Origin of the sequence: Mesorhizobium sp. M0306 (assembly GCF_040321655.1) — a bacterium.
In the GTDB taxonomy this organism is placed as follows: domain Bacteria; phylum Pseudomonadota; class Alphaproteobacteria; order Rhizobiales; family Rhizobiaceae; genus Mesorhizobium.
Genome location: NZ_JAMYRY010000009.1, coordinates 1 through 15511, shown reverse-complemented (window position 1 = coordinate 15511; position 15511 = coordinate 1). Strand labels below are relative to the sequence as shown.

The following is a 15511-nucleotide window of genomic DNA, read 5'->3' as shown; positions in this document are numbered from 1 at the left end:
ATGCTCCGCAGTGAGATCATCGACGATCCGGCGGACCTCGAAGCCCTCGAGCCGCACTGGTGGGAACTCTGGTCGCGCAGTCCCTCGGCGACGCCGTTCCAGTCTCCCGCATGGTTGCTGCCATGGTGGCGGACATTCGCTCCCGGCGAGCTAGCGACGGTCGCCGTCTGGCATGGCGACGATCTGGTCGGCCTGGCGCCACTTTATCTGGAATGCCAGGTCGCCGGGGCGCGGCTGCTTCCGCTCGGCATTTCGTTGAGCGACTATCTGGATGTCCTTTGTATTCCCCAAACCGCCGAACCGGTCGCCGTCGGCATCGCCGACACGGTTCTTTCCCTCGGCTGGTCACAGTGGATCTTGCAGGACCTGCCTCCCGGCAGCGCCGGCCTTGCCATCAGGCATGCCGCGCTCGAATCGTGCCAAGCCGTCGATCACGCCGCTTGCCCGGTGCTCGCCCTCGCCGGCGACCAGACGCTTCAAGGCTGTGTTCCGGCGCGGCGGAGGCGCCAGTTGCGCCGCGCCCACAGGGCCGCGTCGAGACGCGGCAGGGTCTCCATCGAACCCGCTTTGTCCGATCCGCAGACATTCCTCGATCACCTGATCCGCCTTCACCGCGCGCGCTGGGCCGGACACGGCGACGGCGTTCTGTCCGATACCCGCGTGGAAGAATTCCACCGTCACGCGCTGCCGAAGCTGGCTGCTCAGGCACTTGCCCGATGCTGGCTTGTCGCCATCGGTGGCGCGATCGTGGGCGCCTACTACGGGTTCCATCATCGTGGCCGCGCTTACGCTTATCTCGGTGGCTTCGATCCGGGCTATGCGGAGGAAAGTCCCGGCGCGCTGCTCATTGGCCGGGCGATAGGGCAGGCGATCTGCGAAGGCGCGGAAGAGTTCGATTTTCTGCGCGGACAAGAGGCCTACAAATACAGCTGGGGCGCCGTCGACCGGTGGACGATGCGCAAGATCTGGACGCGGAGCAAAGGGCGATGAGCGCGAGCCAGCCGGGATCTCGGCGGTCGACATCAGCAAGGCGGGTGCTGGAGGACTGCATGGCAGACGGTGCCGGCGTCGAAGCCGTCATCGCCAGGCTGGCTCTCCGTTTCGAGACAGGAATTGATGCCGCAGAATTGGCGAAGATCGTGCAAAACACGCACTCGGCCGACCCACGAAAGACGGCAAAACTACAACGAATTGCGGACCTGCTTCAGCGCAGGCCCGAGATCTTCCCCACGCTGTGCAAAACGGGTGGTGCCGTTCGGCACGAACGCGGTGAGGGAGAGACCGACGATGCGGTCGTCAAGCGGCTGGCGGCCGGGTTTGACGCGGCGGCGGCGATCTCCCCGGCGGCGAGCGTCCAGCTGTCGTCGCTGGGCAATGAGGAAAAGCTCTCTGCCGCTACGGCTGAGATCGTTGCATGGCTGGAGAGGCGGGGCTTTACCGGCAGCAGCCGCGACATACTGGATATCGGCTGTGGTATCGGTCGGTTCGAACAGGCGCTCTCCGCTCTGTCGCACCGGATCGTCGGCAGCGATATATCCCCGGCGATGATCTCGATCGCCCGTCGGCGATGCGCCGGGCTCGGTAATGTAGAATTCCGCCCTACCCGCGGTTTCGATCTTGCCGATTTTCGCGATGCCAGCTTCGACCGCGTGTTGGCCGTCGACAGCTTTCCCTATCTCGTGCTGGCCGGCCTCGCGGAACGACATTTCGTGGAAATCGCACGCGTGCTGAAGAGGCCAAGCATGGCCGTGCTTTTGAATTACTCATATCGCGGATCGCCGGCGCTGGATCGCGCCGACGTTCATACTTTCGCCAATGCAAATGGCATGCAAGTCCTCGTCGACGGCGAAAAGCCGTTCCGGCACTGGGACGGCGATGCCTTCCTGCTTACGATTTCCGGCGGAACATTGCGGCCCACCGCTGGTTCGGATGCCGAACGGGAAAAGCCGCTATTCGACAGTATGAAGGAGGACAAGATGGCGTCCGGCAGCAAGAAGCACATCGGTCGCGGCGGTCACGGCAAAGGCGCTGGCGCTGGCGCGATGACCGATCTTCCCAAGGACAAGATCGGAGAGAACGCCGTTCTGTCCAACAGAGATAAGAAGCAGCACACCAAGGAGCGTGGGCTCGACGGCAATCGGGTCAAGTCCGAGCAGTACCAGGATCATTCAGCGGATCGGCGGCCTGAAGACTGATCGTTGCGGCAGCATGTGGCTTGCAGCCGGCGAGCAATTGAAACGCAGCGAGAGCCCAACTGCTGACCAAGCTGGGCAAGGACCGAAGCCGGTCGCATGGATGGCCTGCAAATTCTTGCAAACTCGCACTGTTGCCACCAGAGTGAGGTGAAGGGACCAACATTTGCCAAGAGAACGCGATGTCTCGCTCAAGGGAAGATTCCGTCAGCACGCGTGCCGATCTGACGATAGACCGGGAAATCGCTTCCTTGCTTGCGGCCATCGAACAGGAAAGGGTTCCTGACCGGCTGACCAAACTTGCGATCGAATTGCAGAACGCGCTTGTGGAAAGACGATTGCGCGAAACCAGTAATTAACGTGACATGTATTAGCGGCGCCTCTCGGCTTCGAAGTCCAGTTGTCCTTCGGACAGATAGCTGCGCCTTTCCATCAGCGTTTGCGAGGAACTTTCGCCAAGGTATTGCAGCACTCCGGCGCGTGCCCTGTTGAGCCGGCTCTTCACGGTTCCCACCGCGCAACCGCATATTTCGGCCGTTTCCTCATAGCTGACGCCCAGCACGCCTATTAGCATCAGAACCTCGCGCTGGTGCTCGGGAAGGCTCTGGATGGCCTGGTGGACTTCCTTGCCCTGTACGGACCATTCCTGTGTCGCTTCCGAGATCGGCCGCAGCGAAGCGCAGTCGAGCAGGCCGGGCGCTTCCCTCACTGCGGCCCTGACACGCGTGTAGTAGGTGTTGCGCATGATCGTGAAGAGCCATGACTTCATGCGCGTTCCAGCTTCGAACTGGTCAATGTTGGCCAGTCCCTTGGTCAGCGTCTCCTGGACCAGGTCGTCGGCATCATCGGGAGTGCGGCAGAAAGTACGCGCGAAAGCCCTTAAAGCGGGTATGAGGTGGACGATGGAAACTTCTTCGGTTTCGCGGGTCGCGAAGGCGTAGGCTGTGGGTGGCAATGGTCCAGCTCCCGTCCAGAATGAGTTCGTGAGCGCAGACCTGTTAAATGCATTGATCGAAAGATCGTTCCGGTGGGCGAAATCACCCGACCAAGAACCGGAGCGGCTTGGCTGGGCAGCCCGGCCGGCGGCGATATTTTTGACGGAACAACCACCGGTATCGCGGAGTTCGAATCGAGGTCGTCCGAAAATCCGGGGCGCCGCCATTGGCGCGTCGAAACGCGATTTCGCAGCGAGCCTTGGCCGCCACCTCAAGGACAGTCCGCCACGTCAAAACAGGAGGAATTGAATTCATGACAGGAAACAAGCACGCCAAAGGCAAAACGCCGGCCGATAGCGATCTTGCCAACGATCCCGGCATCGGCAGTTCCAAGGGCACGATCAAGGAGGGCGACCGGCTCGATCAGGGCAACAACACGTTCGAAGGCGACGTCGAGAACGACACCACGCCGCAAGGCGGTATCAATCCCCGGCAAAAGATACGGACCAACAAATAATGCCGGGGCCGGGCGCTGCGGTATCGAACAAACCCGCTGCAACTCGTGCAGCAATCCCGCGTTAAAGAGCATCGGCGTCGTGTCCGCCTTGCGCGTTGACCCGGCGGCTCTTTCGTGGAGATACAGATGACAAAAAAATCCTTTGGCCGCCCCGTTCCAATTCTCGTCGGCCTTGGTTTCCCTCGCCACGTCGAAAATATTTGGCAGGCCTATGACGTTCTGAACGAATGGCCGAGCCGCGGCCCGGCGCACAAGGGAGCGTTCGACGCCTGTCGCGCCGGACTGGCTGACGAGATCGATGCTGAGACGGTGCGAGCGGCGTTCGAAGCATTTGCCCGCAAGGCCGGAATTCTGGCGCACGATATGGTAGCCGAAATGCCAGCAGGGACTAAACCAAGGGAAGCCCACGATCTAGGCTGAACCCTGCCGGGCGCTGCAAACCATAGAGGCTACTGTTACTTGATAAGTCGGAGTACCGCCATGCTGAGGATAGAGTTCGATGTCCCGGTTTGCATCTACTTCGGTAAGCCGGGGCGATCGCGAACGGTCAGTTCGGTTTTCGAAGCCGCATACTGCCTCAAGAGCGAAAAATGGCCGGCGCGCAACGCCCCGTTGTCGCTGATCGCGACAGCAGCATTGGATGGCGCCCAGATCGGCCAAATCACGGCGGCGGAGGCTCGCGAAGCATTCGTCAATGCTGCTTGGGAGGCGAGAATCCTCGTCGAAGATCAGTCGCATCCTAGACCTGCCCCGACAGCAGCCTTCGCATCGGACGCGGGGTGAACAGGGGTACCTCAATGGCGTCCAAAACGCGGCATATCACGATTGGCTCGCGCCCTCGGCGTCCTTCTCCCGCTTTTGCCTGAGGATCTCGTCGGTTCCGACGAGCTTCTTCGATCCGCCGGGGATCGCGGTGGAGACGACCGCCGGCGGGTCGCTCGCCGGGAAGGAATCTTCCAGGCCTGCCTGCAACTGGTCTTCCAGCGTTTGCGGCTCTTCAGAGCGGCCGGGGGTCCTTCGGGTATCTACGTTCTCCAGCGGCTGTGTCATATCCGGTGAAGACTTGACGTCTCGAATCCAGCCATAGAGCTGTTCGATGGCAAATTCCTTCATTGCATCGAAATCGGCTTTGTCGTCACGCGATGCCTCGATTTGATCCACCATCGTCTTCTCGAAACGTTCAAGGCTATCGCTTCCGCAGGCCCGGCATAGACGCACCAACGCCTCTCGCAATATGAGCGGCGCAAAGTGCGCCGTCGCCTCAAGCCTGAGCTGCTGCAAACGCTCCGGGGTGGCGGCTTGGAAGTTCGACATGTTCGACCTCTCGCCTTGTGGAGCATGTCAACGAAAATTGTCGATGGATGTTCCATCGGTGACGGCCGGTGCATCGCTCGATCCTCAGCGGTGCGCTCCACCACCGACTGCCATGCGGATACCGAGACCGACAACGAAGCATCTGTGTCGGGATGACCATCCCGGCCGCCCGCTATGTAGAACCCATGCGGCTACTTCGGCCCGGATTCGCCAGACGCCTTCGCGCCGTCCTTCAACCGGCCGGCATCTCGCATCATCTTGAGCGCTTCGTCCCTCGTCAGGCCGCACCTGCGGGCAAAAAAATCGATCTCATAGACCTGCTCGGCCGACAGGTCGTGTTTGGCATGCATTCTTCGCTTGTGTTTGCGTCCGCTCATACAGGCGTGGTCCCGTATAACTTAGCCTCCTCCAAACTCACATCGGGCCAACCGGTTCCCATCTGGTCGGCCGACCTTATCCTTGAGTTCGTTCAGGAATGCGAGCAGCGCGTCCTCTGGATCGTCGGCATCCTCGGTCAGCATATCGATGCCCCAGCGTCCGAGGACGGCCTCCTGGACGATGCTTGGCTGCGGCATGAAGATGAAGGACTTCGGACGGTTCTTCTCGTAACCGGACCTGCGCCAGGTCTGCCAAAGCCGATGCAGCAGCAGACGGATGTTCATGTCGGACATGCTGTAGCCGATGAACAGGATGGTGCGCCCTAGCGCGTCGGCTCGAAATTTCACATCGAGCGGCGAATCGAACGATAGCCGTTCAAAATAATCGGTCTCCGCCAGGACCAACGATTTATCGTCGTCGAAATCGCCGTGGAATTTGATGATCTGCGTCACCTCGCCGGTGGCCTTTGGCAAGTCCTTCGCGTTGGCGACTTTGACAAAGGGCCGGCCATGGATCTCGAAGGCGACTTCGAGGTTGCGATCATAGTTGGTGGTGTAGATGATCGGAAAATCGAGCGACACGATGAGCTTGTGGATCGCCGAGCCCTGCACTTTTTCCGGTGAGACGCTCCATTCGCGATCCATCCAACTGCGCAAAGGGCCGAGGCTCCCCTGCTTCAGCCGGTAGTATTCGGCAAGGGCCTGATAACTGGCTTCAGGTGCGCCGATCATGTCCTCGTCGAGACCGAGCTCGTTTTGCATGTGCTCGATGAGCTTTTGCCAGGACGGCAAGCCGACGCTCATCGACACCCCGGCTCCAACGAACAGGATCGCTCGCCGCTCTTTCACCGATTGAGCCAGTTGCTCGACTGCAGACAGCATTCGACACAACTGCGATAGGTGCCGCTCCGTTCCAGCCGAGCCCGGACCACCGGGAATAGATTTACTTCCGACTTGAGTGCGAACATTCGGATCGACTGTCCCGAGCGCCCGGCCGCCGACTCTTGGCCAACCGAATCCGACATTTATTTCGTTGCATTTGGCACTTCTGCGCCGCTCACGCGTTGGAGAGTGTTCAACAAACAGGGCGCAGTTGCAGCTACTGGAGCTCTGCGCCAACGTCGGCAACTCGACAGCAAATGAGGCAAGCGCGACTGGTGGCGGCGAAAAATAGGGTGCCTGGCAAAAGGGGAAAGAGGCCAATGGCTGCGAGGCTGGGATGGACGCTGCTGGCAGGGTTTGCGCTGATCGCCGGGGCGGTTGCGCAGCCCGAATCAGGCCCTGCGATAAATCCGCCGGCCGCAGCTGCTCCGCCCGACGACGGCCAGTGGGCGATGCCGGCAAAGAACTACGCCTCGACCCGCTACAGCGAACTTGCGGAGATCACCGAAGACAACGTCAAAAACCTGCAAGTGGCCTTCACCTTCTCGACCGGCGTAAACAAGGGTCAGGAGGCTGCGCCCCTGGTCGTCGGCAACACGATGTACATCGTGACGCCGTTTCCCAACATTCTCTACGCGCTTGACCTTACCAAGCCCGGCGCGCCGATGAAGTGGAAATTCGAGCCCAATCCCGAGCCTGCCGCGCAGGGCGTTGCCTGTTGCGACGTGGTCAACCGCGGTGCAGCCTTCTTCGACGGGCGCATCTATTTCAACACGCTCGACGGCCATGCCATCGCCGTCGATGCGGCCACCGGCAAACCGGTCTGGAACACCCATATCGGCAACATCAATATCGGCGAGACCATCACCATGGCGCCGCTGGTGGTGAAGGGCAAGGTGCTGGTCGGCAATTCCGGCGGCGAAATGGGCGTGCGCGGCTGGATCAAGGCGCTCGACGCCGGCGACGGGCACGTCGTCTGGACAGCCTACAACACCGGCCCTGACGCCGAGGTGCTGATCGGCCCCGATTTCAAGCCGCATTACGACATGGACAAGGGCAAGGATCTCGGCGTGACGTCGTGGCCGCCCGACGCCTGGAAGATCGGCGGCGGCAATGTGTGGGGCTGGATCTCCTATGACCCGGACCTCAACCTGATCTTCCATGGCACCGGAAATCCCGGTCCGTGGAATCCGGATCTGCGGCCTGGCGACAACAAATGGACCGCCGGCATCTTTGCCCGCGATCCCGACACCGGCGCAGCCAAATGGTTCTATCAATGGACCCCGCACGATTTGCACGACTACGACGGCATCAACGAACAGGTGCTGCTCGACATGACCTGGCAGGGCAAGCCCCGCAAGGTGCTCGTGCGGCCGGAACGCAACGGCTATGTCTATCTCTTGGATCGCACCACGGGCGAGGTCCTGTCGGCGGTCCCGTTCGGGCCAGTCAATTCCAGCAAGGGCGTCGACCTCAAGACCGGCCGGCTGATTGTAAATCCGGACAAGAAGACCGGCACCGGCAAGGTCGTGCGCGACATCTGCCCGACCGCGTCCGGCCTCAAGGACTGGCAGCCTTCGGCGTTCTCGCCCAAGACCGGCCTGCTCTACATCCCGCACAACAACATGTGCATGGATGAAGAAGGCGTCGAGGTGAATTACATCGCCGGCACGCCCTATGTCGGCATGAACGTGCGCATGATTCCCGGGCCGGGCGGCAATCGCGGTGCTTTCACCGCCTGGGATGTCGCCGCCGCCATGCCGGCGTGGAGCCTGAAGGAGAACTTTCCGGTGTGGAGCGGCGCCGTCGCCACCGCCGGCAACGTCGTGTTCTATGGCACGATGGAAGGCTGGTTCAAGGCGGTCAGCGCCAGGACCGGCGAACTGCTTTGGCAGTTCAAGACGTCGTCCGGCATCATCGGCCAGCCGATCACCTATCGCGGCCCGGACGGGCACCAATATGTCGCGATTCTTTCGGGCGTCGGCGGCTGGGCCGGCGCGATCGTATCCGGCGATCTCGATCCGCGCGACGCCACCGCCGCGCTCGGCTTCGTCAACGTCATGAAGGATCTGAAGGATGTAACCACGCCGGGAGGTACGCTGTATGTGTTCCGGCTGCCTTGAGATGATGGGCCGAGTTGCGCGCGCACGGAGAAAATCTTCCCGGCGGTTTGGCGCCGCGGTCGGCGCACTGGCGCTCTCGCTCGTCGCCGCCGTCGCCGATGCGCGCGAGCTGAGGATCTGCGCCGATCCCAACAACATGCCGTTCTCCAATGCCGCCAGGCAGGGCTTTGAAAACAAGATTGCCGAACTCGTCGCGACGGAGCTTGGCGCAACGGTTTCCTACACATGGTGGGCACAGCGGCGCGGCTTCGTCCGCAACACGCTGAAAGCCGGCCTGTGCGATCTGGTGCCCGGCACGCCCGCCAATCTCGAGATGCTGCGCACCACCGCGCCCTACTACCGGTCTTCCTATGTGTTCGTGACACGCAAGGATGCGCCGGAAATCACGTCCTTCAACGATCCTCGCCTGCGCGATCTGAACATCGGCGTCCAGCTGATCGGCGACGACGGCGCCAACTCGCCGCCCGTCCAGGCGCTTGGCCGTCGCGGCATCGTCGGCCATCTCACCGGTTTCCCCGTCTATGGCGACTATTCGGCGCCGAACCCGCCAGCACGCATCATTGAGGCGGTCGCGAATGGCGACATCGATATGGCCGTCGTCTGGGGACCGTTGGCCGGCTACTTCGGCGCCAGGCAAAAAATACCGTTGCGGATTACGCCGGTTGCGCCGCGCATCGACGGTCCGCTCCTGCCGATGGTCTACGACATCTCTATGGGTGTGCGCCACGACGACGATGCGCTGCGCGGCGAGGTAGACGCCGCCCTGACCAGACACCGCGCCGAGATCGACGCGATCCTGGCGGCCTACCAGGTGCCCCGCCTCGATCCTGTCGGAGCGCCTTGAAATGAAGCGCGGTCTTCCCTTGCTGGTGTTCGCAATCCTCGCGGTTGTCGGGTGCCAGCGCGAGGAACGCGATACCCGTCCTCAGTCCGCGCTCGGTGCCGGCGACCAACCGACGGCGGTCACGGTCCTTGCGCCGGGCGGCGAGCGACCGGCTTCCTCCGACACCAAGGCCGGCGTGTTCGAGGCCAACGCCTTCCACCTCAGCGAGGGCAAGCGTCTGTTCAACTGGTTCAACTGTTCCGGCTGCCATGCCAATGGCGGTGGCGGTATGGGCCCGGCCCTCATGGACCAGAAGTGGCTCTATGGCAGCTCGATCGAAAGCATCCACGCCACGATCAGGGACGGCCGGCCAAACGGCATGCCGAGCTTCCGTGACACGATCCCGGATGACCAGATCTGGGAGCTTGCTGCCTTCGTCCGGGCACTGAGCGGCAACGCACCGTCCTCCGCCGCGCCGGGCCGCGACGACGACATGATGCCTCATCCATCCGAGAATCGCCTGCCGGACGCCGCGACGCTGGGGAAGTCGCCGTGAGCCGCGGTGTCTGGACGGTGTGCGGGTGCACGGCCTGCATCCTGCTCCTCGCAGGATGCAGCGGCTGGCAATCCGCGCTCGACCCAAAGGGCCCGGCTGCGGGCGAACTCGCATGGCTGATCTGGTTCTTCACCGCGCTGTGCACGGTGGTCTGGCTTCTAGTGATGGCCGTGCTGATCGTGCCATTGGCCCGGCGCCCGGCGCCAGTCGGCGATCCGCTTGTCCTCGACGCTGCCGCCGAGCGCAGCAAGATGCGAATTGTCGTCGCCGCACTCGCCGCTACCGCCCTGATTCTGGTCGGCCTGACGCTGCTGAGCTTCTTCGCTAACCGGACGCTCGCTGCTATCGGCTCGGACGCGGCGCTGACGATCCGGGTGACCGGGCATCAATGGTGGTGGGAGGTGCGCTACGAAAGCGATCAGCCGAACCGCATCCTGACGACCGCCAATGAAATCCACATCCCGGCGGGCGAGCCGGTGCGGCTTGTAGTGACCTCGACCGATGTTATCCATTCCTTCTGGGTACCGAACCTCTCGGGCAAGCTGGACCTAATGCCAGGCCACGAGAACGTTCTCGATCTGAAGGCGGACAAGCCCGGCGTCTATCGCGGCCAGTGCGCCGAGTTCTGCGGCGCGCAGCATGCTAATATGAGCACCTTCATCATCGCCGAACCTCGGCCCGTCTTCGACGCGTGGCTGAACGACCAGCTGCGGCCGGCGGCCGCCCCCGTGTCGGCCGAGGCCAAAACCGGCCACGATCTGTTCCTCAAACGGCCATGCGTGATGTGCCACAAGATCGGCGGCACCATCGCCGGCGGCACGGTCGCCCCCAATCTAACCCATATCGCAAGCCGGCAAACGCTCGCTGCCGGCACGCTGACAATGAGCCGCGGCAATCTCGCAGCCTGGATAGCCAATCCGCAGGGGATCAAGCCAGGCGCCCACATGCCCGTGGTGCGACTGGACGGGGACGAACTGAATGCGATCGTCGCCTATCTCGAGGGCCTGAAATGAGCAGCGCCGACGTGGCCCGTGAGCGTCGGCTCGCCGGCGCCGGCAAAGGAGACCTGGCCCCCGAGCGCGACGGTCCTCGCGATACCGGCCTCGACACCGCCAGCCTTGACCGCTGGCTGGCGCGGACATGGCAGACGGCGCCGGGCATCATCGGTGCGCTCTCGAGCGTCGACCACAAGATCGTCGCGCGGCGCTACCTGATCACCGCTTTCGTCTTCCTGTGCCTCGGTGGCCTCAGCGCCGTTGCTATGCGCATCCAACTGTCGGGGCCGGAGCGTGGGCTGATCGGGCCCGACCGCTACAACCAGCTGTTCACCATGCATGGCGTAACCATGATGTTCCTGTTTGCAGTGCCGATCGTTCAGGCGACCGGCATCTACCTCGTGCCGCTGATGGTCGGCACCCGCAACATCGCCTTTCCGCGCCTCAATGCATTCAGCTTCTGGATTTATCTCTCCGGTGGCCTCTTCGCCTGGGTGTCGTTTGCACTCGACATGGCGCCCGACGTCGGCTGGTTCTCCTACGTGCCGCTGTCCGGTCCTGAATTCGGGCCAGGCAAGCGTTCCGACGTGTGGGCGCAGATGATCACCTATACCGAAGTGTCGTCGTTGGCGGTCGCGGTTGCCACCATCGTCACCGTGCTGAAGCAGCGTGCGCCGGGCATGTCGCTGGACAAGATCCCGCTCTACGTCTGGGCGATGCTGGTCACCTCCTTCGTGATCGTGTTCGCGATGCCGGCGGTCATGATCGCGTCGACGTTCCTGATCCTCGACCGCCTGGTCGGCACCCATATCTTCAATCCCGCCGAGGGTGGCGACGTACTGCTGTTCCAGCACCTGTTCTGGTTCTTCGGCCACCCCGAAGTCTACATCATTTTCCTGCCGGCCACCGGCATGGTGTCCTCGATCATCGCCGCTTTCGCCCGGCGTCCGGTATTCGGCTATCTGGGCATGGTTCTGTCGCTGATTTCGGTCGGCTTCCTGTCGTTCGGCCTGTGGGTTCACCACATGTTCGCAACCGGCCTGCCGAAGCTCGGCGCGAGCTTCTTCACCGCCTCGAGCATGCTGATCGCCATCCCGAACGGGCTGCAGATCTTCTGCTGGCTGGCGACATTGTGGGACGGACGCCCGATATTCAGGACGCCGCTGCTGTTCGTGTTCGGCTTCTTCTTCACGTTCGTCGCGGGCGGCCTGACTGGCGTGATGCTGGCGTCGGTGCCATTGGACCTGCAAGTACACGACACCTATTTCGTGGTCGCGCATTTCCATTACGTGCTGATCGGCGGGTCGGTATTCCCGCTGCTCGGCGCGACCTATTTCTGGTTCCCCAAGATCACCGGCCGGATGATGAGCGAACGTCTCGGACGCTGGCACTTCTGGCTTGCCTTCATAGGCTTCAATGCGGCGTTCTTTCCGATGCACATTGTCGGCCTGTGGGGCATGCCGCGCCGGGTCTACACCTATCCGGTGGAGCTCGGCTGGGGCAACATCAACCTGTTCATCACAGCCGGCGCGGTCGTCCTGTTCCTAAGCTTCGTTCTGCTCACGATAAACTTGGTGTACAGCGCGTCGAGGGGCGCCCCGGCCGGGGACAATCCCTGGAATGCGGGCACGCTGGAATGGGCGACGAGCTCTCCGCCGCCGAGCTATAATTTCGCTCGGATCCCGGTGGTTACCCACGCCGAGCCGCTCTGGGCCGAACGTGACACGCTGCCTGTCGCGACCGGGCTTCGCGTCGACGCGCGCGAACTTGTTATTTCGACCGTGGCGGAGGCGCATCCCGATGTGCGCGAGAAGTCGGCGACGCCGTCGATCTGGCCATTGTTCGCCGCGCTCGCCGTCGGCGCCACCTTTCTCTATTCGATCTTCAGCCCGTGGGCGGTGGTCTGGGGAGCCGGGCCGATCGCCATCACTTTGATCGGTTGGTTCTGGCCGAAAGGCGATCCGGAGGATGAGGAGTGAAACAGCGTCCTGCCGCCGATCTTTCCGAACTCCCGACCTTCGGACTCGGACCGCGCAGCCCGACCTGGTGGGGCACTCTCGCCTTCATGGCGCTGGAGGGCACCGGCTTCGCGCTCGCCGCAGGCACCTATCTTTACCTCGCCTATCTGTCGCCCGAATGGCCATTGGGCGTGCCGCCGCCCAACCATTGGCCGGGCACCATCGTCACGCTGTTGCTGCTCGCCAGCGTGGTACCCAATCACATACTGAACCGCTACGCCGAAGCCTGTGCCATGGTGCCCGTGCGCATCGGCCTGATCGTCATGTCGCTGCTCGGTATCGCACCGCTTGTCGTGCGGTGGTTCGAATTTCCGGCCCTCAACATCTATTGGGATACCAATGCGTACGGCTCAATGCTGTGGGTCCTGCTCGGCCTCCACACCACACACCTGATCACCGACGTCGGCGACACGCTGGTGCTGACGGTCCTGATGTTCACGCGCCATGGCTATAGCGGCCGGCGTTTCGGGGACGTTGGCGACAACGTCTTCTACTGGGATTTCGTGGTCGCGACCTGGATCCCGATCTATCTGTTGATCTACTGGATGCCGAGGCTTGACTGAGATGCGTGCGCTTCGCTTGGGCACATCATGGGGCGGGCTGTTATCCGGGCCTTTGGCCTGGGCGGTGTCGACGCAGCTGAATTACGCGTTCGTGGAGTGGCAGTGCGCCCACGGTATTCCCGTCATACCGGCCATTGCGCTGGTGCTGACAGTGCTGGCCTTGCTTGGCGGCGCGCTGTCGTGGCGGGCGCGACAGCAAGGAGGCGCCGCCTTCAAACCGGATCGTACGCGCAGCACAGAGGATTTCGTCGCCAATATCGGCATTCTCAGCGCGGTGCTGTTTGCGCTGGTAATCGTCATGCAAGGCGCCGCCTCGCTCATTCTTGACGGCTGCCTACGATGAGCTTCGACGCGCTCTTCTCGACCTCGGTCTGCTACGGTGCCGGCGCTCCGCAGGCCGGCTGGACGCTGGCGTTGCCGATCACGCTGCCGCTAACCGTGGTCGCACTGCTTTACGCGGCAGGCGCCTTTCGGCTGTGGAGGCGGAGCGCCCGCAGCCGCCCGTTGCGAATGCGGCAAGCCCTGCTGTTTGCGACCGGCTGGGCCATCTTGGCGACAGCACTGGTCAGTCCGCTCCATGCATTGGGCGAGCGCGTCTTCACCGCCCACATGATCGAGCACGAACTGTTGATGGCGGTGGCGGCACCCCTGCTGGTCGCCTCCCGTCCGGCGGCGGCGATGATGTGGGCATTGCCGATCAAGCTGCGGCTGGCATTTGGCGCAGCCGGGAACGCGAAGGTGCTTCGAATCGCTTGGGCCGCCATCAGCCGCCCTTTAGCCGCCACCTTCCTGCACGGGGTCGCGATATGGGCGTGGCACGTTCCGGTGTTGTTCGAGGCGGCGCTTGCACAGGGTGTCCTGCACTATGCGCAACATGCCAGCTTCTTCGGTACGGGGCTGCTGTTCTGGTGGGTACTGCTGCCGCGTTCAGGCCGCGAACAAGCCTATGGAAGCGCCGTCATGCACCTCTTCTTCACCTCGCTGCACACCGGCCTGCTCGGGGTGCTGCAGCTGGTCTCGCCAAGGCTGTGGTACCCGGTAAACGCAGCCGGTGCGGAATTGTGGAACCTTAGCCCGATCGAGGACCAGCAGCTCGCCGGCTTGGTGATGTGGGTTCCGGCCGGCCTGATTTATGGCGGAGCCGCGTTGCTGCTGGCCGGTCTGTGGATTCGCTCTAGTGGACGGAGAAGATGGGAGACGTCGCATGCGCTCCACGCTGTCTAAGCTGGTCATTGGTGCCGGGACGGCAATTGCTGTGCTGGCCGCAGCTCGGGCGGCGCTGACGTTGTGGCCGGAGCGCCTCATCAGGGTCGCGCATAAGTCGGACAATGCCACCAGCAGCATCGGCGTGCGCGCCACATCGCGCTTCACTCCGTCCGGACCCATCCTCGGCGCCGCGGCAATTGTCGTGCTCGTTGCAGCCATGGCCGGGATCGCGTTGTACTTCGAGCAAAGCCGTCGAGTGGAGCAGAAGGCCGACAATGCAACCGGCGGTGTTGGCGCCCGCGCCATACCCATCATGATGGCCAATGGCTGTGCTGGATGCCACACGATCACCGGCGTTCCCAGCGCGCAAGGGTTGGTCGGTCCACGCCTCGACGCCAGCTTGGCCACCCGGGTCTATATCGGCGGCGTATTGTCCAACAACCCGCGAAACATGGTCCGTTGGATACGCGCCGCAAGGGAGATCAATCCGCACACGGCAATGCCTTCGACCAGAATTTCCGAGCAGGAGGCGCGGGATATCGCGGCCTATCTCTATTCGATGAAATGACATCGTTGCTCGCTAGTCGAGATCAAACCCTGCCGGCGGTCTACGATGCCGGTTTGCCGGGACCGGCATTCGTCACCGCCTTCGGCTCGATGCCTTACTTGCCGACGAACCTTTCGGAACCGGCCCGCATCGGCGAGGCTGCGCGCGATCACGTCGGACATCGCGGCAACGCGAGCGCCCCTATGGCCCGGCAATCTGCTGTGCGGATTGTTTCGCGGGCATCTCGGATATGAGCTTCTTTGGCGAGGCAACCGCGAGGCGACCCGCGGTCGGAATCGCCACGAACGACCGCAGCGCTATCACGTCGTTTCGGGAGACTCGTTCGATTTGGGAGCCTCGTCGGTCTCCGGCAAACGATCGCGAATGGCTTCCTCGGTTTTGCTTGCCGTCTTTTTCACGACTTTCTCGACGCGGTCGACCAACGTCTCGGCGTCGCCGCTGG

General features: G+C 62.7%; 18 protein-coding genes and 1 pseudogene. 15 read left to right on the top strand and 4 right to left on the bottom strand.

Annotation, left to right across the window (positions count from 1 at the left end; all coding sequences use genetic code 11):
• From NKI95_RS15265 to NKI95_RS15255, 3 genes and pseudogenes are all read left to right on the top strand, one after another.
• On the top strand, positions 1-990 hold the full coding sequence (locus NKI95_RS15265) for a GNAT family N-acetyltransferase (protein ID WP_352717712.1): 990 nt from the start codon (positions 1-3) through the stop codon (positions 988-990).
• Positions 987-1745: pseudogene (locus NKI95_RS15260) on the top strand (class I SAM-dependent methyltransferase); the annotation flags it as partial. The gene NKI95_RS15265 and the pseudogene NKI95_RS15260, both read left to right, overlap by 4 nt.
• A 231-nt stretch (positions 1746-1976) precedes the next feature.
• Entirely contained in the window at positions 1977-2195 is a 219-nt protein-coding gene (locus NKI95_RS15255; RefSeq protein WP_352717992.1) for a hypothetical protein, read from the top strand.
• Between the two features lie 367 nt (positions 2196-2562).
• Here NKI95_RS15255 and NKI95_RS15250 read toward each other — a convergent pair whose 3' ends face one another.
• Positions 2563-3147 (bottom strand): sigma-70 family RNA polymerase sigma factor, encoded by a 585-nt coding sequence (locus NKI95_RS15250; RefSeq protein WP_352717710.1) that lies wholly within the window; start codon positions 3145-3147, stop codon positions 2563-2565.
• A gap of 293 nt (positions 3148-3440) precedes the next feature.
• Here NKI95_RS15250 and NKI95_RS15245 point away from each other — a divergent pair, with 293 nt between their 5' ends.
• From NKI95_RS15245 to NKI95_RS15235, 3 genes are all read left to right on the top strand, one after another.
• Positions 3441-3644: a hypothetical protein gene (locus tag NKI95_RS15245; RefSeq protein ID WP_352717708.1), complete on the top strand. Its 204-nt coding sequence runs from the start codon at positions 3441-3443 to the stop codon at positions 3642-3644.
• Between the two features lie 126 nt (positions 3645-3770).
• Positions 3771-4064: a DUF982 domain-containing protein gene (locus tag NKI95_RS15240; RefSeq protein WP_352717706.1), complete on the top strand. Its 294-nt coding sequence runs from the start codon at positions 3771-3773 to the stop codon at positions 4062-4064.
• Between the two features lie 60 nt (positions 4065-4124).
• Entirely contained in the window at positions 4125-4427 is a 303-nt protein-coding gene (locus tag NKI95_RS15235) for a DUF982 domain-containing protein (RefSeq protein WP_352717704.1), read from the top strand.
• A 36-nt stretch (positions 4428-4463) separates the two neighbouring features.
• Here the strand turns inward: NKI95_RS15235 and NKI95_RS15230 are convergent, their stop codons facing one another.
• The 3 genes from NKI95_RS15230 to NKI95_RS15220 all read right to left on the bottom strand — a co-directional run bounded on the left by NKI95_RS15230 (position 4464) and on the right by NKI95_RS15220 (position 6217).
• The gene (locus tag NKI95_RS15230; protein WP_352717702.1) at positions 4464-4958 is read right to left on the bottom strand and encodes a hypothetical protein; all 495 of its coding nucleotides are present in this window, start codon (positions 4956-4958) and stop codon (positions 4464-4466) included.
• 191 nt (positions 4959-5149) lie between these two features.
• Positions 5150-5308: a hypothetical protein gene (locus NKI95_RS15225; RefSeq protein WP_352717700.1), complete on the bottom strand. Its 159-nt coding sequence runs from the start codon at positions 5306-5308 to the stop codon at positions 5150-5152.
• 48 nt (positions 5309-5356) lie between these two features.
• Positions 5357-6217, bottom strand: a complete 861-nt coding sequence (locus NKI95_RS15220) for an SIR2 family NAD-dependent protein deacylase (RefSeq protein ID WP_502909167.1) — start codon at positions 6215-6217, stop codon at positions 5357-5359.
• A 320-nt stretch (positions 6218-6537) separates the two neighbouring features.
• Here NKI95_RS15220 and NKI95_RS15215 point away from each other — a divergent pair, with 320 nt between their 5' ends.
• The 9 genes from NKI95_RS15215 to NKI95_RS15175 are packed head-to-tail and all read left to right on the top strand — an operon-like array spanning position 6538 to position 15069.
• A complete protein-coding gene (locus NKI95_RS15215; RefSeq protein WP_352717696.1) occupies positions 6538-8340 on the top strand; it encodes a methanol/ethanol family PQQ-dependent dehydrogenase in 1803 nt (600 codons plus the stop codon).
• A 1-nt stretch (position 8341) separates the two neighbouring features.
• Positions 8342-9184 carry a substrate-binding domain-containing protein gene (locus NKI95_RS15210; RefSeq protein WP_502909165.1) on the top strand — a complete coding sequence of 281 codons (843 nt, stop codon included), beginning with the start codon at positions 8342-8344 and terminating at the stop codon, positions 9182-9184.
• Between the two features lies 1 nt (position 9185).
• Positions 9186-9719, top strand: a complete 534-nt coding sequence (locus tag NKI95_RS15205; RefSeq protein WP_352717695.1) for a c-type cytochrome — start codon at positions 9186-9188, stop codon at positions 9717-9719.
• Complete coding sequence (coxB, locus tag NKI95_RS15200; RefSeq protein ID WP_352717693.1) at positions 9716-10732, top strand: cytochrome c oxidase subunit II; 1017 nt, start codon at positions 9716-9718, stop codon at positions 10730-10732. The genes NKI95_RS15205 and coxB overlap by 4 nt, the downstream gene beginning before the upstream one ends.
• Positions 10729-12693: a cytochrome c oxidase subunit I gene (gene ctaD, locus NKI95_RS15195; RefSeq protein ID WP_352717691.1), complete on the top strand. Its 1965-nt coding sequence runs from the start codon at positions 10729-10731 to the stop codon at positions 12691-12693. The genes coxB and ctaD overlap by 4 nt, the downstream gene beginning before the upstream one ends.
• Positions 12690-13295, top strand: coding sequence for a cytochrome c oxidase subunit 3 (locus tag NKI95_RS15190; protein WP_352516479.1), 606 nt, complete (start codon positions 12690-12692; stop codon positions 13293-13295). The genes ctaD and NKI95_RS15190 overlap by 4 nt, the downstream gene beginning before the upstream one ends.
• A 1-nt stretch (position 13296) precedes the next feature.
• Positions 13297-13638, top strand: a complete 342-nt coding sequence (locus NKI95_RS15185) for a hypothetical protein (protein WP_352717988.1) — start codon at positions 13297-13299, stop codon at positions 13636-13638.
• A complete protein-coding gene (locus tag NKI95_RS15180; RefSeq protein ID WP_352717689.1) occupies positions 13635-14519 on the top strand; it encodes a cytochrome c oxidase assembly protein in 885 nt (294 codons plus the stop codon). The genes NKI95_RS15185 and NKI95_RS15180 overlap by 4 nt, the downstream gene beginning before the upstream one ends.
• Positions 14500-15069, top strand: a complete 570-nt coding sequence (locus NKI95_RS15175; protein WP_352717687.1) for a c-type cytochrome — start codon at positions 14500-14502, stop codon at positions 15067-15069. Before NKI95_RS15180 ends, NKI95_RS15175 begins: the two co-directional genes overlap by 20 nt.
• Positions 15070-15511: the final 442 nt, after the last annotated feature.

What these genes read in the sequence shown, in the direction of transcription:
- NKI95_RS15265 (WP_352717712.1), top strand. Translation starts at nt 1, where the DNA reads ATGCTCCGCAGTGAGATCATCGACGATCCGGCGGACCTCGAAGCCCTC.
- NKI95_RS15255 (WP_352717992.1), top strand. Translation starts at nt 1,977, where the DNA reads ATGGCGTCCGGCAGCAAGAAGCACATCGGTCGCGGCGGTCACGGCAAA.
- NKI95_RS15245 (WP_352717708.1), top strand. Translation starts at nt 3,441, where the DNA reads ATGACAGGAAACAAGCACGCCAAAGGCAAAACGCCGGCCGATAGCGAT.
- NKI95_RS15240 (WP_352717706.1), top strand. Translation starts at nt 3,771, where the DNA reads ATGACAAAAAAATCCTTTGGCCGCCCCGTTCCAATTCTCGTCGGCCTT.
- NKI95_RS15235 (WP_352717704.1), top strand. Translation starts at nt 4,125, where the DNA reads ATGCTGAGGATAGAGTTCGATGTCCCGGTTTGCATCTACTTCGGTAAG.
- NKI95_RS15230 (WP_352717702.1), bottom strand. Translation starts at nt 4,958, where the DNA reads ATGTCGAACTTCCAAGCCGCCACCCCGGAGCGTTTGCAGCAGCTCAGG.
- NKI95_RS15225 (WP_352717700.1), bottom strand. Translation starts at nt 5,308, where the DNA reads ATGCATGCCAAACACGACCTGTCGGCCGAGCAGGTCTATGAGATCGAT.
- NKI95_RS15220 (WP_502909167.1), bottom strand. Translation starts at nt 6,217, where the DNA reads ATGCTGTCTGCAGTCGAGCAACTGGCTCAATCGGTGAAAGAGCGGCGA.
- NKI95_RS15215 (WP_352717696.1), top strand. Translation starts at nt 6,538, where the DNA reads ATGGCTGCGAGGCTGGGATGGACGCTGCTGGCAGGGTTTGCGCTGATC.
- NKI95_RS15210 (WP_502909165.1), top strand. Translation starts at nt 8,342, where the DNA reads ATGATGGGCCGAGTTGCGCGCGCACGGAGAAAATCTTCCCGGCGGTTT.
- NKI95_RS15205 (WP_352717695.1), top strand. Translation starts at nt 9,186, where the DNA reads ATGAAGCGCGGTCTTCCCTTGCTGGTGTTCGCAATCCTCGCGGTTGTC.
- ctaD (WP_352717691.1), top strand. Translation starts at nt 10,729, where the DNA reads ATGAGCAGCGCCGACGTGGCCCGTGAGCGTCGGCTCGCCGGCGCCGGC.
- NKI95_RS15185 (WP_352717988.1), top strand. Translation starts at nt 13,297, where the DNA reads ATGCGTGCGCTTCGCTTGGGCACATCATGGGGCGGGCTGTTATCCGGG.
- NKI95_RS15180 (WP_352717689.1), top strand. Translation starts at nt 13,635, where the DNA reads ATGAGCTTCGACGCGCTCTTCTCGACCTCGGTCTGCTACGGTGCCGGC.
- NKI95_RS15175 (WP_352717687.1), top strand. Translation starts at nt 14,500, where the DNA reads ATGCGCTCCACGCTGTCTAAGCTGGTCATTGGTGCCGGGACGGCAATT.